We start from the raw sequence: 17,279 nt of genomic DNA on the forward strand, positions 1-17,279 counted from the left end.
TGTTTTTTTTCGATAGGAGCACTTAGTGTTTCGTTGATTTTAAGGCTGGCGGTGCATCTGGTTGATTTGTCGTCGCTAGACAACCGACCAACCGACAAGGCAGCCACTATGAAAGTAGGTGACATCGCTGATGTTTTGCAGTCGAGAAGGAGTCTCAGAACCGGTCAGCTTCCGCTCAGCGCTGGTCCCCCATTACGTGTGCGGGCAATGTCACTAGAGGCACCCCAGGGCCTGTGCAGTACCTTTAGGGCACCTCGACTGGCAAGGTGGGGGCTGCCGTAGTGGACATGGGTCGCTATCTCACGTCGCCACCGATTTGGAACGAAGCATTGCAGGCGGGTGACGTCCCCAAAGTGATCGCCCCCCTACCCCACTGTCATCACAGACACCGTGATCTATCGTCGGAAAATCTCACCAAAGTCGTTTGAAATTGACAAAGATCAACTGCGACAGTCTTTGAAAGTTATCTGAGTTGCAATGGAGCGAAGGGAGACTGCATGCAATCTCGCCGATGGAGTTGGGGACTTGGTGCAGTCGCCACGTCCACCGTAAATGATCTGAAGCCAACTCGCGAGAGTCGCTACACCGGGTCACCCCCTCCCTACCCTTTTGATTGGCACGTTCAAATACCGCCTCACAGTCTCATTCTAAACTATTTGCAGCGTGACTGCATACTCGACCGCGGATATCGCCACTTCGTCGCAGTCGAGACCGAGATCAAGCAAGAGAGTTCACTGGGCCAGAACATCGGTTCCAGGCTAACCTAGTTTCCGCCGACAACCCTTCGCCCTATGACGTGCTTAACCTACCAGGCTGGATTAACTCTCGCTGAGCGTTGGGCGGGGCTGACGCTGTTCCGAGACCGGTAGCCTGGCTGCCAGAAGGATCACATCCAACAATGTCACTTGGTTTCAGCGCCAGATCAATATCACAGCCGTTGAAATCTCTGCTTGCTATTCATTTAGTCCAAGTGCTTTCTTTTTCCTAGTCTCAGCATTCTTGTGACTTCGGATCAGCGGTTCTAACTCGGCCTATAGGTCCCGAGTGCGGCCGGTGCGGCCACCCGCACGGTTTGATTTCAACGCGACTTTGAGGTCGAATGGCCCAACAACTCTCTCTAAGCTTCCTGCCTGATACGAGAACTGATCTATAACATTGCCCGGGTGGACACTTGGACGATAAGCGCAATGTACTTTCTATGTTCAGACGGCGCATGAGCAGGATTTCATGGCGCCAGCACATAATTTTCGCTCAACCAATTGTTTATAATAAATAAAAGAAGTAGTAACCCGTGGGTTACTGTTCGTTTTGGACATCTATACGTTAGCTCCTCTACGCAGCTCCTCTTCAAATGCTTTAATCGCCCGCTCTAGCAGTGGCTTAGAAATAGCTGCGAAGTCATCCCTGCTCACAATCCTACACTCGCCGCGCCGCGCCGTGACCTTCAAGTCGCCCACGTGAAACTCGAACTTTTCCCGCGGCTCGCGCCTTTTCTTTGGCAACTGCGATGAAGCTTTGGATGCCTCAACAAAACCTGACAAAACGTTGGTCTGTTCATCGATCGACTGACAGCTACCTAACATTTCGCGAAGAACGTCAGTGGAGCCTCGCGCCTTTAGGATCCGTGAAACGTCAACGCCAAGATTGCGTGAGATTGCTTTAGGAAATGGCAGCGCATCCCCCACCTGCAACAGCAAGAAGACAAAGCTACGGATGTAAGATTTCTTCATCTTGTGAAGCGACCCGTAAAGTCGTGCCACTAAAGCATCTGGGTCGGGTTCTCCCACTTCAGCATCTTGCGCGGCTGTGATGACAACTTGGGCCATTTCAGCAAAGGTCAAATCCTCGCGAACGACGTTTTCCTCGACCATGTCGATGTAGCGTGCCAACCGGCCATCATCGCCCTGCTCGATACGAGCTATGACAGTCCCAAAACGCGCATCACCCGTCTCCGCTAACAGTTGCGACAGCGCGGTAATTCGGCGCCAGCCCTTCTTAAGCTGGTAGGTTCCATCGGCTCCTGAATAGACCTCAATTGGTTCCTTCTGGCCTCTCTCGCGGATTGAGGACTTCAATTCCTCCATCTCGTCGGAGGTTGCTACAACATCGAGATCCATCCGATCGCGCGGCAAATCATCCGTCCCAACTAAGGATAAATCGAGAGCGACAAGAACCCGGCCCTCATCCTGCGCCATACGATAGGCATCGGCGTCTTTGGCATTTTGGCGGCGTTTTTCGACCTTCGCGTCAGTGGCATCAGTCAGGCTTTCAGCCGCCTCGCGCACAGCAGCCCCCATTGGTCCCACCGACCGCTCTCGACGTGTGGGTGCATCAGCTTCAAGTGGTGCAAATCCGAACTTGTTATTCGTAGCCATTTCACATCTCTCCTAAATCTGTGGCGCGCTCCCAAGCACTCAGCATAGTCACCTTGAATTCCTCGTAAGACCGGTCAAAACTTTGTCGTGCGCGTTTCCACGTTTCGCGCGTCATTTGACGGTAGTCCTGCTCGTACACAGACATCTGGAAGCGGCCAGATTGCTCAACTGCGCGCGTCATCTCAATCGGATTTTGGCAAACGTCAGCTCCGAACACATTCCGGAACGCATCCATCATAGCACTGTGCAACGGGTTGTTTGTCTCAAATCGAGTCATAAGGATGCGGATGTCCAAAAACCGCTTAGGGAGGGTTATCCCTGCATCCGACGCCAATTTACCAAACCCGTCTGAGATGTCCTCCATCGCATCTCCCAGTTGGCCAAGATAGCTGGTTGTGGAATCGTATTCCCAATAGCCAGGCCCTGACGGTATGTAGAGAATGTCTGCTGCAAATGCAGCGTTTAGTGACTGGTAACCGATGGCCGGAGGGCAATCGAAAATGATAATGTCATACTGGTCCTCCGGAAGCTCATCCAGATACCGGGTGACACAGCCAAAGAAAGACCATGCTTTATGCAAGGCTCGGTATTGCGCGCTGGCGAATTCAACAAAGGCCGCGTTGGCGCAGCTTGGTATGATGTCAATAGTGGGCCAGCAGGTTTGCTGTATGAAGTCTTGTGTTCGCTGGGCGCCAATGCTTTGCACGTCTTCTGGCAGTTCATCAGCGGCAGGGTAGGGGCACTCCTCAGGCAGGTCGTAACTGTTCATGATCCGGTCAGCTTCTCGGCACAGGTCGCGGCACATGATGCCCCAGACCGTGTTGCCTTCCTTCACCTCCACCAACCCCATGGAATGAGTAAGAGTGGCTTGGGGATCAAAGTCGATGCACAATACACGGTAGCCGTCCAATGCGGCAGCGTTTGCCAGATGTTGCGCCACAACTGTTTTGCCCACACCGCCCTTGAAGTTTGATACTGCGACGCGCAGCGCTCTCCCCGTTGGTCGACGCGGAAGCAAGGACTTACCACGGAAACGCAACCTACGACGCAACTCATTAATTTCTTTGAGCGAGAACCACCGTTGGCGACCATCGTCCTGGGTTTCACCCTGCGGCAAGGTCGGGTCCTCCGCGAGCTTCTTGCGCAAAGTATCCGGGGGAATGTCAAACATGAACTGACTGATTTCCCAGATGGAGAACGGCCGCAATGATTTTACTACACCAGGGTCAAATGTCGCCCGACGCACAGATGCCTGTTGTGCGAGGCTGCGGGCATTCATGTCCTGCAGGTCTGAATGATCTCTCATGTTGCTGCTCTTGCTATTTGCATGTATTTCTTCATTAACGGGATATTGCTAGTTTGGCAAAAGCAAACTTTTCGAATTCCTATCCTGTAATCTGTGTTCGCGAAGCAAAAGACAAGAAAACCCTTCAATATTTGGTGACACCTCGCCACCTCCTAACCAATATTTGGTGACAGCAAGGGCTCAACGAGGTGACTTCCTGGGTGTCACCCTATACCTTAGATACCTTATCAAATCTATTTTTAAGTAATTCCCGCTTTTCGCCGGCCATTGACAGAAAGCGGGATTTCATGCCCTTATCTTCCTCAACGAGAATCGGCCAAAAATGGTCGCAGTTATGAGGCGAGACAGTGAGAACAACATGGAACCAAAGCGGCTAACAGGACCCGGAGCAGGGTCCATGAAATACGATATACTAACAGCATTAAGTGTTTCAGGCCTACACGGCTCGTCTGTGCAGCAGACGTCTATGGCAAGGCTCTGTGCGCTGATCACAGCACGATACGATTGGAAACGGGATCATTTCTGTGTCGGGCAGCCAGAGATGGCACGGATGTGGAACGTAACCGAACGAACCGTTAAACGGGAGATAAAGCGTTGGATGAATGATCGTTTGCTGATTTGCGTACGCAAGGGTGTACGAGGAAGGGTAGGCGCCTATAGGCTGAACATTCTCAAAGTTTTTGATATGTCCCGGGAACTCTGGGCCGCAGTAGGCTCAGACTATGCCCAAAGGATGGCGGCGATCTACCCTGTGACACCCACTTCGGTCGTTAAGGTCGATTTTACTAAAGGCCCCCAAAACGTAGAACCTGTAGGACCTATGGCAGACGGCTCCTCTTGGACTGTCGTGTCTGAACGTTTGAGATCACTTTTTCCCGATGAGCATCGAAACTGGTTTGCACCACTGCGCTTTGTCTCAGACGAGGATGGACAGTACACATTGGCCGCGCGCAGCGGGTTTGTGGTTCGCTATCTCGAAACACATTTCAGCGAGGCATTGGCTGAAGCTGTCAAAACAGAAGTGGGCTTCGGCAGGAAGATAGTCATAATAGCAAATGGCTGAGCTTCGTTGCAGCCAATGTGCCTAGGTATTCGAACAGCAATAGGACCTGTTCATGGCAAGATCGGTTCTGCATAATCTTTACTTCACCAAAACTCTCCGGCGCGTCCTTGATCCAGCCTAGTCAGGCTTTGCCGTTCGGCCCCTGCTTCGTACTGTATCCGAACTATGCTGTGCCAACTCTGCTAGCATAATCGGCTGCCGTCTACACTGATAAGGGAAGCCGGGACCGTATCGAAGCGGCCATCGGACTTGATTTCAGATGGGCCCACACGTTACTACTGGGTAGTATTGGCAAATCAAAGGTGAATCATGTCTGTCAAAGCGTCGGTATCCATCACGGAACAGCAAGATGATTTTGCGCGCCGAGCTGTGGCGAACGGTCACTATTCGAGCTTGAGCGCGGTTGTTCAGCGTGGGCTGGAACTCGTGCGCTCGGAAGCTGAACGAGAAGAGGTCGAACTGGATGCATTGCGAGCGTTTCTCGAAAACCGCGCAAAGGGACCGTTCATCTCTGCCGAAGAAGGTCGCCGCCGTACTGAGGCAATGATCGAAAAGAAGCGCAGTGCCTTCGGGGTATAGTATTGTTCGCAGCCTGCAGTGTGACGAGGATCTTGAACTGATTTTCGACCATTTGCTCGACGCCTACCAAGACCTTGGCGACACATTGGATGTCGCGTTGGACCGTGCAGCTACGAGGCTCTTCGGGATCGAAGATGACTTAGAGAGTCTTGGTGAGGTACCGTTTCAAGGTACTTTGGAGCCCCGGATCATGGAAGGGCTTCGGCATGTGACCAAAAGCCGGGCCGTGTTCTATTTTACGATTGATGAGACGAACGAAACCCTCCGTGTCCTTGGGGTTTTCTTCGGGGGGCAAGATCATATTCGCCACATCCTGGCCAGGATCGCCTCGGATCAATTGTAAGTGACGATGCTCCGGTTGGAAAGTTCGCGGTGACTAGGGTTCAGTAGGATCGTCCAAGCCTGCTGTGAGGTGGGTGCCGACAGTGAGTCTAGTATCGCGCTTCACAGGTGCAAATGCGCTATTTTCGCGGAAATGGGGCTTGTTTACGTCGCGGTGCAGAGCTGGCCGCGGTTTAAGTATCGGCCAATCATGCGCCGTCCAGCACCAGCTAGGCCTAACTTCAGGCTGAGAGCGCCGCGCCGCACAACTGACGCCGACCCCGATGGCGGGATTGGACTGACGCCTTGATGGACACGCAAGTGTCTCGGTGCGAGATTCGCCCCAAATCCAGGACATCTTAGCGACATGCGTCGCGGGCAAGAGAACCGATCCATCAGTCCAGATCAAAGTGTGACTGGCGCCGCATGGCAAAGGATCACTCTGATTGCCGCGCGCTTGCCAGGTTGACCAGTGGCTGGGGCGAGGGACTGCCGCGGAGGCACTCCATCCAGCGCGTCGCTCACGTCGCGGGCGGCATTCTCCATGAACATGAACGCGACCAGAAAAACCTGGACGCCGCAGGGACGGTCACGCCTGCCGACGAACCATTCCGCGAGTAGTTCATATCGGACGAGAAGGGCGCGCTGACGCATTTCTACCGGGGCGACATCTGTGGCGACACCATATGGTGGACACGCCCGTAGGAGAGGGGGCAAAACTTGATGATTGCAGTGGTGGCAAGGTTTTGGGAACAACACGAGACTTGGCATGAAAGTGCTGGCTATGTGTCCCTGCAACTGCTCAGGCTAGCGGACCTGATCGCAGACTCGATGACTGGAACACCGCTTGAATGGGAGGTGGACATTCGTCGTGAGGCGGTTGCTACTGCGAAGAAAGGCTGCAACTTCACATCGGGGAACTTTCCGTCTGATTTGGCCGCGGAAATAGTTTAGAGAAACCCGCGACCTGACTGACTGCAACCGCTAGGGTGGAGACGCTAATTCCGGTCTTAAACGACTGTTGGCCTTTCACCAAAAAGGCCCAGTACGCACGAAGGGGGTTGAAAACGGCAAGATTTCCAAATGAACATAAAGACAGGTCGTTTTTGCTATTTGTTGGCCTGAAGTGTTTCGAAACTTAAGATATACGGAACGGAAAAAGATGTTTTTGACTTCAAGCGCTTACAAATTCCGTATGTCTGTTCCGTAATGGATGATTGATAAATCGCACAAAACAACGCTTTTTCAATGCGTTACAAAATCTTGCCGAAAAATGGGCGTTCGTGCGTACTGGGCCGGGTAGGGCGGTGCCGTGGGGGCCACGACAGGATACGGCGTTGATCGTGAAAACTGGGAGCAAGGGAAACCTTGCGTGCGCCCGGTATTTGACAAAATAATTTGTGGACACGGTCACTCGATTACGAAGAACTCTTTGCCTTCACCATACCGTCAGCGGGATGTGAAACTCGGTGGTAAAGCGTCTCAAGGCAAACTGCAGCGTCCAAAGTCCATGACCCAGTTGGAGTAAGTTGGCTTACCCCAGCCACTACAAGGAAATATCACTTGAAATCGAGCAGGTTTTCTGCAATGTGCTCCAGACTTTTCTTAAGAATTTGGTATCGTCCACATGCAGGTCAGTGTTCGCGACAACAACGTCGATCAAGCCCTCCGAGTGCTCAAGAAAAAACTACAGCGCGAAGGCGTATTCCGTGAAATGAAGCTCAAGCAACATTTTGAGAAACCGTCCGAGAAAAACGCGCGCCAGAAAGCTGAAGCTATCCGCCGCGCCCGCAAGCTGGCACGTAAAAAGCTGGAACGCGAAGGGTGATTTGAAACATACTGTTTGGTTTGCGCATTTCGAAGCTTCGGCCGCCAGTTGAAGGCTTCGGTATTGCTTTGATTTCTGATCCCTAGCTGAACAAACTTAATGCTCCGACTCAATCAAATCCGAACAGGATGGCCCCACCCATCACCAATTCCGCACCTGAGTAGGTCGTGTATCCGTCGCAGTGCCTATCCAACCGGATCATGACATCACGATAGAACCACAGCCGGTCCGTGTTGGGGGTGATACTACGGGCCACATCCAGCGCCTGCGCCACATTGCCTTTCGCCAGCAACAGTTCCGCGGCGATCCTTGGTTCGACGTTTGTGTCATCTGATGCGCTATCAGGTTCTGTGCGTAGCGCGGCGGCCAGTGTGGTCCATGCCTTCCAGTCGAACTCTGGTGTCAGAAGAGCGGGGCGCGGTGGCAGAGCGTCCTCTGTGCCTGTCATATACGGGATGAGTGCCTGCCGCGCGTTCACCCAGTTCAAGGTCGTCTGCGCATCATCGGCATAGTGGCGGACGCTGCGGGGCAGAGAGAATCCAGACATCGACCGGTTCAGTATTCCGGCCCCGAGCTCCTGCGCTAAACGCCCATAAAGATAGGCCCAGGCTGGCTCAAGATCGGATTGAGGATCAAGCCGCCCCGCGTCGATCTCTGCCAGAAAATCACGCGATGCCCGTGCAATCGCGGCCTCGGCACCCGTCTGATTGTAGAGGAGTCCCAACCAGCCCAATCCGCCCATTCGAAACGCAGCGCGCATGATGTCGAATTGGTCAGCCCTTCGTTTGCTGTCGTCTGCACTGTCGCCGGGGACTGGAACGGGCGTAGTCTGGTAAACCATTGTCGCAAGATGGGCGTTGAGCCATTTCGGTCCGGCCACTTCCGCAAGATCGGTATCACGGTGTCGCTCCAGCAGCACGTGGTATTCCGCGAGTTCACGCCGTGATCCCAGAACCATTGCGGCAAGTGCCAGCTCTTTGGCCGCTTCGGCATTTCGGGCGAGACGCAGCTTGAAATCGTCGGATTGATCCAGAACCCAACCATGTACGCCGAGACCGTCATAATACCGCGCCTCAAAGTTCTCTGCGAGCGTGGAGTCCGCCCGCACTTCGGCGAGCAGACGGAAAAAGCTCTCTCCGGCGTCAGCCAACAGGATTTGCCGAATTATTGCTGGGGAGTAATCGGCGAAGGCATCGACCGTGCTTCGACCGACTGCGATAATCCCTTGCTCCACACCCAATTTGGAAATCGCAAAGGCCAATTGCACTTGTTCCAACCCGCGAGGCGGGCGCCGTGTACCGCCCTTGACCCGGGCCAACAGGCTCATGCCTGGGTCAAGATCGGCGTCACTATACCGAAGCGACAGATAAGCTGCGGCGGCCCCGAAACTGTGACCTGAAAATCCCTCTGCCCGGGCCTTTTCGGAAATGATCCGATCCGCCAAATCATGTATGGTCGCCCGGTGCGGCCCGCATGCATCAAGGGCGGTTGCAAGTCCGGGATCCGGCAGCACAGCTGTTGCACTCACGAGGGTCAAACCGGCGCAGAAGATGCGAATTGTGCGAAGAGCTTTCATCCACCATTTCCTATTTTGATCGATTTGAGGTTGAATCCGGCGTGGAAGCCTATGGTCAAGTAACTCCGGAATGCTGGGTCTGTTCGATCAGTTCCCTTTTTCGTTTCGGAGCTTTCCGTATTCGCTTCGAACCCTAACCGACATCCTCCAGAAAGCTTAGCACCGCGTCGTTCAACGCCTGCGGTGCGTCCTCATGAACAATGTGAGACGCCCCAAGTATGACCTGTCTTCGTGCGTTAGGGAGCCTTTGCGACAGCTCGTCGATCAGTAGTAGAAAGATTGAAGGGCTTTCGGAACCTGTTATGAGCAGTACCGGAATGGAAATCTGCGAGAAATCCGCCGTCCTGAGATCCGGAAACCCCGCGTAGAGTGCCAGCGCACGCTCTGGCCCGCGGTTCTCCCACACCTGCTCATACCGTTCGGCGGAAAGAGACGCGAACCTGTGCTTGCCCAGGACGCCCCGGCCAAAGTATTCAACGGCGGATTTGTCGTCACCTTTGCGAAAGGCCTTTTCCGCTGGCATGAGGGCTCCACCGCCTAGTTTTGCAATTGCAACGGCCAGTTTGGGGGAACGGATAAGCAGCCTGGTCATCTGACCGATCGTCGGCGGAACCGTAACATGCATTGAAACAACCGGTGGCTCAATCAGCACGAGACTGCGCAAGATTTGAGGCCGCTGCAGTGCGAGAAGCAGTGCAATCAACCCGCCCCAGGAATGCCCCACGACATGCGCCGGGCTGGCACCGAGCGTCTCGATCAACTCTGCAAGGTCATCAACATGGGTCTGGATCGGGTCTGGCGTATCAGACGAAATCGGCGGGTTGGGACAATGATAGCGTCGGCTGTAGGCAATTGTGCGGTAGTGTTCCGCGAGCGGCTCAAACTGAGCACCCCATGTTCGCAAGTCCGAAACGCCACCATGCACGAGCACCACAGGCAAGCCATCGCCGGCTTCATGAAAGGCGATGCTGGTCTGATTGATGATCACAGACGATGGGTTTTCCAGACTGAGCATTGAACAAGTATACAGTGAAACTGGTGAATTTTGAACGGTGGCAAAGTCGTGTGGGTCCGTATCGGGGTAGGCCGCCTAGTTCCTGACGTTCGATTCCCGTGCAAATCCCGATCGTTTCTGATGTCCTGTTCTGTGTGACGACGGACAAGGCCGGCGCATGCGCTCCAAGCGACCACCTTTCGCCGAGAACTCTTATCAGGTTGCCCAATCGACGATGATTTTCATCAGTGTTCCCAATAGAGGTAGGGTTAAGCTCAAGATAACAATCACATAGCTCGTGCTCGCTTTCGCTCCGGAAAGGCGCGTGAATTGGTCTTTCAGCATCTCATATTTGTTTTCCGAAGCGGCATCCGCCCTTCTAAGGCAGGAGAGGTCTCTGCTGAGAGTTTCGAGCTTTTCGATTACTGCAATGCGAGCTGCGCGACGGATCTGCTGTTCGCTGAGAATGAAGACCGTCGTGCCGATGATCAGAGAGAAAAACATCGCCGTGCTGACTACAATCTGAAGGAAATGCTCGAGCGTACCAAAGATCAGTGGGAGGGTGGCGACGGAGAGGGAAATTCCGGCCCAGAACAACAAGATCGTTCTAGACATATCGAGACAGTAACACACAGTTGGAGCTTGCCAGGGATCATAGTGTGCATGAAGGTTCTTTGGCTCCAGGCGCTTGGTTATGGAAATCAGAAACGTGGCTACAAATGTCGTGCGCGCAGAAACATAATAGAGGACCGCGTAACCGGAACCAAAGATGACCCATTCCCAGTAGAGGATATCAGGCCTTTCAAGTGTAAGTCCGAGAATACCAAGTGAAAACGCTCCTTGCGGATGTGCCCAACCCCAATGGAGGCCAAGATATCCTAAATCGACTGCAAGTGCCGACACTGTAAGGACCAGACCGATGAGGACGGCTGCAACCGCAATAAATTCGGTTCGGGGTCCGCGAAACTCGCGTTCGATTTCCTCAATGGCTTGCTCTATCCAATCCGTCGTCTCGATATACGGCCAAAGGGCGGCAAAATCCTGTGCCACTCTGAACGAAGCGTTTTTGGCCGTCCATGCAGCAAAGAAGAGATAGGCTGTACCCCATGCGGAGAGGCTGATCAGAGTTAGGTTGGGTTTGTCGTTGCTGACTAAGCCGATGCCAAGAGGCAGAAGCACAAAGGCTGCAAAAAAGAGGATCGCGAGACGTAGAGCTCTCCCGGCCCCGGGTCCTACCTCAAGGGAAAGCCTAGGCGTTGCGCCAAGGCACTGGTTGAGAATCCGATCTAGATCGTATGGTTTGCTAGAGGTCATTGAGCAACCGACTGGTCAGCTTTAACGAAAGAAGGTGGCTGATAAGACAACGCTGCTAGCGCATTTGCGCCAAACGGCTTCGAAATGATGTTTCGTCGCCGACCACGCCGAAACGCGGATTTTATTAGGTCCGAACCAACCCTGATCTTGATCGGCACTCTTCCTTCATGTTGAAGCCTAGCGATGCCGCAGGGGGGCGTCTACCCCATCGCTTATCAAGTCTTTCCGACCGGCGGACGTCAGTCGTGGCGGTGTCGGCACAAATTTCACATCATCGTTCAGGATGACACCTCCCGGTCTTTCATGGTTCTAAAATCAAATATCATCTAAAATAATGTCCTGATTTTATTGTATATTTAACTTGCTGCACCGTTCAACGCGCCGCTTGCGATCAGGGCGATTTCTGGGTTCTAAAGAGACGGAATAGGTTGTCGCCAAACAGTTCTTCCCAGACCAAATAGTCTGTGAAGTAGCCGGAATGGCCGCCAAAGCCTACAGGACGGTTATCTACGTCCGTTTCGGGATTGTCGCTGTTTTGGGTGGGCAAGTTGGGATCGTGCAGAAAGTCGATTGTCGTGCCGACGAAGTCATCTTCGCGATAGATGTTGTACCACTCAAAATTCGGCAGGATGTCGGGGCGGGTGATCCCGAAGCTGGCGTAAAAATACTGAAGGTAAATATGAGTGACCGGTGATCCCATTGTGATGAGACATTTCTCGCCGGAAATATCATTGATTTTGGACATCAGTCCTGTCTTCTTGGCCCGGTCTTTGCGCAGATTGCGGGTCGCAACCACAGTGCCCTGTGAATGTGCAAAGATCGTCAGATCATCCGGGTTTTCAGTGTCCAGCATATAGTTGACAACCCGCGAGAAACGGGCCTCAATCCGGGCGCGTTGGGGATAGTTGTCTTTCAATTTATCGGTGAAATTGCACCGGTCGCGGATTGAATAGGCGATGATATCGCGCGCGATGCCAAGTGCAGATCCGACAAACTCGCTGAAGTAGTAGATCAGGGCAGCCACCCCCAGTATGCACATGAGAATGGTGCCGTAATAGGCGTCCAGAATCTTTGTCCATGCGATAGCCGCATTGCAAAGATAGGAGCCAAGATCGCATTGGTCGCGATCACCTGCACCGCCAAACAACAGGATCAGGATACCCGTCATCAGGAGCAGGCTCGAGGCGATGAACGCTATGTCTAGAAGCAGGTTCAGGATCAGTCGATCAACAAACAGCTTTCTCAGAAAAGGATTGGTCGAACTCCGTAGTACTCGACGGAAGATAACCACCAAACCAATCATCCCAAGTATCACCACGAGCGCCACTGCGGCAAAGCCCAGTGTACCAAGCGCCTGCTCGAGGTGATCATCAAAAATCTTCGCGAGAAGAAACGGTCTTGGCGTTTCATCTGCACCGACGGCCGCAGCCTGAATTTCTTTGACTGTTGCTGAGGACTGTTCGACCAGTTTTTGCAAGCCAACCCAGAAGGCCGAACTGAAAATCATCCACAGCACAAGCATCGCCGCACTGACCCCCGGATAGATCAACTGACGCAGGTTCGCGTGGGCGACACTGTCTCTTTTCGGTTCTGCGTCAGTTGCTACCGGGTTGCTCTTCAGCATCTTGCCAATCAGCCAATTGGTAAAGCGCCGCACGAACCCGATCAGAACCCCAACAATCATCAGGAAGGAAAGCGCGATCGTCAGTACCCAGACCGCTCCCAGAGCCCGTACAGTGTTGGATATATAGCATGAGACATAGAATAGCTCACCACCGTCGCTCGGCGCGACACCGCAAATGTTGGTCACAAACGAAAAACTCGATGCCAGTGCTGCGATGATCGTCAACAGCCCGAGAAGTCCGAGACCCCTCCAGAACAGTCGCAGGAGATATGTCCCGCAAAACACACCTGTTTGCATTACCGCTCCGGTCAGAAAGGTGAAGATACCCATCAGGAGCAGCAGACTGCGCGGGGTCATTGCGCCTGCCGATCCGATTGGTGCGGCGATGTCAATGAGAAGGAAGCCAGCGCCGATCAACAAGAGCGCGTTCAGCGGAGCAATCAAAACATAAAACAGCCACGTAAAGGCATGTACGGATAGCTTACCTATTCTTCCCGCCTTTGCGGGATTGTCATGTACATTGTCGAGCGCAAGATATCCGAGACCGAGGATCATTCTCAACAGATCGACAAACGTCCAGATCGGTCCCTTTGGCGCAGGCGAGAGATCGGCCCAATAGACCTCGGCAAATACAGTTTCATCAGCTTGTTGATTGGCGACCGTGTGTTTTGATTTCACTCGGCGGATGTGGCAGGGAAAGAGCTTCAGATTGCGGCTGGCTTTCCGGTGGTCAGCTTCCGCGAGCGAGATTTTGGAAGAGGAGATTTCCCCGTGTTCCTCATTATCGCGTTTGTCGTGTGCAGTTGTCGCGGCCGCACATAGTTCATCGACGGTGTCACCCGCGACTTGTTCTCCGATACCGTGCACGACGATGACGAGATGCTTGTTCAAAATGAGGCCTTAAATTGGGCAGTTAATATGGTCAAAGAATAACAGAAAACTGCGCTCATCGTAAGTTATTCAGCGACAATCCTTCTCAAATTGTGAAGCCCGACGCGGCTCCCACATTCCCGTTTTCGATATATTGTGCCATCAGAACGGTTTTTTTCGATATATTGAGCTGCAGGTTGCCGTTTTTGTCCCCCTTCGTGCGTACTGGGCCTGACCTGAGACCCATCTTTCCTCCAGCCTTTGGAAGAATCCGGGTTTTGTTTTCTGGCCTCATGCGGCCTGCTTTTGCAACAACGCCCATCCGCTGCTCGAATGGATGGCAAAAATTCTTCCCTTTGAAAACGCCTATATTTTACTCATTATCTCGCAATAATCTTGCAAACGCGGTGCCGTGGCGGCGACTAAATGTAACCTACCTTGGCATTCGAGAGTTGAAAACGATACGCCCCGTATTCAGAGTAGAGAAATCCGCAAGTCCAGAGGTGTACAAAATTGAAGATATTGGCGGTCGATGACGACCCATCCTTGCTGGAACTAATTCCGATGATCTTGGCAGAGGCCGGAATGACGGATGTGACGGTCGCCAATTCGGCCGAGAACGCACTAAGCGTAATCTCGGAACAGTCTGAGCCGTTTGAGTGCTTTCTTCTGGACATTCAGATGCCGGGCAGAAGCGGTATCGAACTCTGCGGGGATATCCGCAAGCTACCTGGTTATTCACAGACGCCGATCATAATGCTTACAGCGATGCAGGAGAAAGTGTTCATCGACGATGCATTCATGGCTGGCGCCACTGATTATATCACAAAACCCTTTGATTTCTCGGAAGTGAGTGCGCGGCTAGGAATGGCGAAACTGCTCGTCAAAGAACAGAAGAAGGTTCGGGACCTGGCGGCTCAGGCAAGCAAGTCAAACGAAGATACGGATGCTAACTCAAAACCCGACTTTAATGAACGCTTCGATCTCGGTGGTGTGAAGGGCCTCGTCTCGATCCAAGCGTTCGAAAATTACCTCAATCAACTTTCGCGCGCAGGGTATCAGTCGTCGCGCTTCTTCGCGATACATATGCAGGATGCTCTCGGCATTTTTGAAAGATGCACTGCTTCGGAATTTGACTATGCCCTGCGACATGTGGCCGACGGAATCAGCGTTTCGTACCAATCCGGAGCCGTGGTCATGTGCTATATAGGGAACGGCAATTTCATTTGCAGTTCCAATGCTGCAGAGTTGTACACCACCGCACAGCTTGAAGATGCAATTCAGGATATCCTTGACGACAAGAATCTGACCTACGATGACGGCAACCCTCTCGATATCGAAGTAGCGATTGGGGCCGCTGTGCAGCCGTTGCTGAGCAACGTTTCGCAACTTGAAGATCTGGAAACGCTGGCTGTCAAACGTGCCATGATCCGCGCTGGCGAAAAGAACAGCAAACCAAATCTGGTGAACATCAAGCACGTTCGCATCTAGAGCTTTGAGCCGTTTCAATGCAGCGCCGCCCGGCGCAAAAAAAACTGATCAAACAATGGCAGGCAGTATCACCCAGAATTCCGTACCTTCAGTCATTGAACTGGTAAATCCGATTTCGCCGCCCATCCGTTCGATCAGTTGTTTTGAAATGTTGAGGCCAAGTCCTGTCCCCATGCGTTTGCGGGTGTCGGACGGGGCAACTTGCGAAAAGGGTTCAAATATTGTCTTGTGAAACGCTGTAGGTATGCCGATGCCGTGGTCTGCGATGGCGATGCGAATTTGATCGTCCTGGGATGCCACACTGACCTTAACTTGCCCGCCTTCGTGCGAGAATTTTGCGGCATTTGACAGTAGATTGATCAGAACCTGCTGCAACCGATCTGGATCGATCTTGCACAGGTAACTTTTATCCGTTGCGTCAAGCGTGACTGTCACATGATATTGGTCGGCAAAGTGCTGAGTGGCCTGAATCGATTGTTCGATGATGTCAATTAAGTTGCTGCTCACCGGGTTGATTGGCATCTTGTCCGAGGACAGTTTTTCGACATCAAGGATGTCATCCAAGAGCAGGCGAAGGCGTCCGCTGTTCTGGCGCGAAATTGAAATCAGTTTCTGGAGCTTGCCCGAGAGTGCGTGAAACGACACCGGGTCGATCAGATCCAGTGCGGCGGCAATCGCGGTGACAGGTGTGCGCAGCTCGTGGCTTACAGTCGCGATGAAATTGCGCCGCATGCGGTCGAGCCTCTGCCGATCTGTGATGTCGACGATTTGCGAGATGAAATGAAGAGGGGCATCTTCTGCATCGCGGACCAAGGCAACGTTCAGATGGCCCCAGACAACCTGGCCGTCCCGCCGCAGATAGCGCTTTTCCATGGCATAGGTTTGACCCTCACCGGACAACAAACGTCTGACGTGATCCAAATCCTTTTCGAGATCGTCGGGGTGGGTAATGGTCTGAAAGTCGACTGCCATCAATTCCTGCTCTGAGTACCCCAAAAACAAGCACAACGCGGGGTTCGCCTTGAGCCAGCGGCCGTCTGGTGCGACCAGTGCCTTGCCGATTGGTGCATACTCCATGGCCATACGGAATTGGTGTTCGCTCTTTCGCAAGTCCTTCTCGGCGATCTTGGTGTCGGTGATGTCGGTTTGCACACCGAAGAGACGCGCCACCATACCGTTTTCGTCTCGGCTGCCCGCGACGGCGTCTGACCGCAGCCAGCGCCAGCCCGTTCCGTTTCTTTCCCGCATTCTGTAGTCAACGATTGTTCGGTCGGATCGCCCGGTGATGCAGTCCAAATAGGCTTTGTTGACAAGGGGCAGATCGTCAGGGTGGAGACGATTGAGCCACTCCCTGTGCGGATCGATTTCCTCGTTGGGCGGGATTTCCATCAGCTCGCACCAAGCACCGGAAACTTGTGATGTTTGATTGACCACATCCACCTCAAAAACGCCGATTTTTGCCCCCTGAACGGCATGGGCCATACGCCGTTCATCCGCTTGCGTGATCCGTTTCACCTCAAAGTCAGCGGCGATGTCACGCATCACCAAAGTGTAGTTCAACCCGTCGGCTTTCGTAGCCCAAGGCAAAAATTGCACTTGCAAAGCCAGGGAACTGCCACTCCTGTGGCGGCCATCAACCTTGCTGAGTACCGCTTCGCCGGCTGGGGGCAACAGCTGATCCCCCTGCATTTTCGAGCCCCAGGCAGGGAGCAAATCAGAAATATGAAGCTCCACAAGATCGAGGGATGAATAGCCAAAGATCTGGGTAGCGGCCGAATTTGAGAAGACAATATGGCCGCGCGGATCAACTCCGATCAGTGCAGCCCCAACCGCTTCCACGACTTGCTCAGATAAGCCCATAAAAACACCCATACTACAACGCTATTGGATTGACGTCGGGAAGCGACACATGCCCTGCGATGCTTTCCATCCTGTAAA

Annotated in this window: 12 protein-coding genes; 5 read left to right on the top strand and 7 right to left on the bottom strand. The window is 53.1% G+C overall.

Going from position 1 to position 17,279, the window contains the following annotated elements; translation table 11 throughout:
* Nucleotides 1-1,316: 1,316 nt before the first annotated feature.
* Complete coding sequence (locus QO231_RS16740) at nucleotides 1,317-2,375, bottom strand: ParB N-terminal domain-containing protein (RefSeq protein WP_316778927.1); 1,059 nt, start codon at nucleotides 2,373-2,375, stop codon at nucleotides 1,317-1,319.
* A gap of 1 nt (nucleotide 2,376) precedes the next feature.
* Nucleotides 2,377-3,681 (bottom strand): AAA family ATPase, encoded by a 1,305-nt coding sequence (locus QO231_RS16745; RefSeq protein ID WP_316778928.1) that lies wholly within the window; start codon nucleotides 3,679-3,681, stop codon nucleotides 2,377-2,379.
* A gap of 397 nt (nucleotides 3,682-4,078) precedes the next feature.
* On the opposite strand from QO231_RS16745, the gene QO231_RS16750 reads away from it, so the two are divergent.
* The 4 genes from QO231_RS16750 to rpsU all read left to right on the top strand — a co-directional run bounded on the left by QO231_RS16750 (nucleotide 4,079) and on the right by rpsU (nucleotide 7,472).
* On the top strand, nucleotides 4,079-4,744 hold the full coding sequence (locus tag QO231_RS16750; RefSeq protein WP_316778932.1) for a DnaA N-terminal domain-containing protein: 666 nt from the start codon (nucleotides 4,079-4,081) through the stop codon (nucleotides 4,742-4,744).
* A gap of 309 nt (nucleotides 4,745-5,053) precedes the next feature.
* Nucleotides 5,054-5,323, top strand: coding sequence for a ribbon-helix-helix domain-containing protein (locus QO231_RS16755; protein ID WP_316778936.1), 270 nt, complete (start codon nucleotides 5,054-5,056; stop codon nucleotides 5,321-5,323).
* Nucleotides 5,307-5,666, top strand: a complete 360-nt coding sequence (locus QO231_RS16760; protein ID WP_316778940.1) for a type II toxin-antitoxin system RelE/ParE family toxin — start codon at nucleotides 5,307-5,309, stop codon at nucleotides 5,664-5,666. The genes QO231_RS16755 and QO231_RS16760 overlap by 17 nt, the downstream gene beginning before the upstream one ends.
* A gap of 1,605 nt (nucleotides 5,667-7,271) precedes the next feature.
* Nucleotides 7,272-7,472, top strand: a complete 201-nt coding sequence (rpsU, locus tag QO231_RS16765; protein ID WP_114869331.1) for a 30S ribosomal protein S21 — start codon at nucleotides 7,272-7,274, stop codon at nucleotides 7,470-7,472.
* A 109-nt stretch (nucleotides 7,473-7,581) separates the two neighbouring features.
* On the opposite strand, the gene QO231_RS16770 is transcribed toward rpsU, so the two are convergent.
* From QO231_RS16770 to QO231_RS16785, 4 genes are all read right to left on the bottom strand, one after another.
* On the bottom strand, nucleotides 7,582-9,048 hold the full coding sequence (locus QO231_RS16770) for a hypothetical protein (protein WP_316778950.1): 1,467 nt from the start codon (nucleotides 9,046-9,048) through the stop codon (nucleotides 7,582-7,584).
* Between the two features lie 133 nt (nucleotides 9,049-9,181).
* The gene (locus QO231_RS16775; protein WP_316778953.1) at nucleotides 9,182-10,036 is read right to left on the bottom strand and encodes an alpha/beta fold hydrolase; all 855 of its coding nucleotides are present in this window, start codon (nucleotides 10,034-10,036) and stop codon (nucleotides 9,182-9,184) included.
* Between the two features lie 222 nt (nucleotides 10,037-10,258).
* On the bottom strand, nucleotides 10,259-11,221 hold the full coding sequence (locus tag QO231_RS16780; RefSeq protein ID WP_316778956.1) for a hypothetical protein: 963 nt from the start codon (nucleotides 11,219-11,221) through the stop codon (nucleotides 10,259-10,261).
* A gap of 526 nt (nucleotides 11,222-11,747) precedes the next feature.
* Entirely contained in the window at nucleotides 11,748-12,980 is a 1,233-nt protein-coding gene (locus QO231_RS16785; protein ID WP_316778960.1) for a hypothetical protein, read from the bottom strand.
* Nucleotides 12,981-14,363: 1,383 nt separating this feature from the next.
* On the opposite strand from QO231_RS16785, the gene QO231_RS16790 reads away from it, so the two are divergent.
* On the top strand, nucleotides 14,364-15,341 hold the full coding sequence (locus tag QO231_RS16790) for a response regulator (RefSeq protein WP_316778963.1): 978 nt from the start codon (nucleotides 14,364-14,366) through the stop codon (nucleotides 15,339-15,341).
* A gap of 48 nt (nucleotides 15,342-15,389) precedes the next feature.
* Here QO231_RS16790 and QO231_RS16795 read toward each other — a convergent pair whose 3' ends face one another.
* A complete protein-coding gene (locus QO231_RS16795; RefSeq protein WP_316778967.1) occupies nucleotides 15,390-17,213 on the bottom strand; it encodes a PAS domain S-box protein in 1,824 nt (607 codons plus the stop codon).
* Nucleotides 17,214-17,279 lie beyond the last annotated feature (66 nt).

Source organism: Sedimentitalea todarodis (genome assembly GCF_032595355.1).
Taxonomy (GTDB): Bacteria; Pseudomonadota; Alphaproteobacteria; order Rhodobacterales; family Rhodobacteraceae; genus Sedimentitalea; species Sedimentitalea todarodis.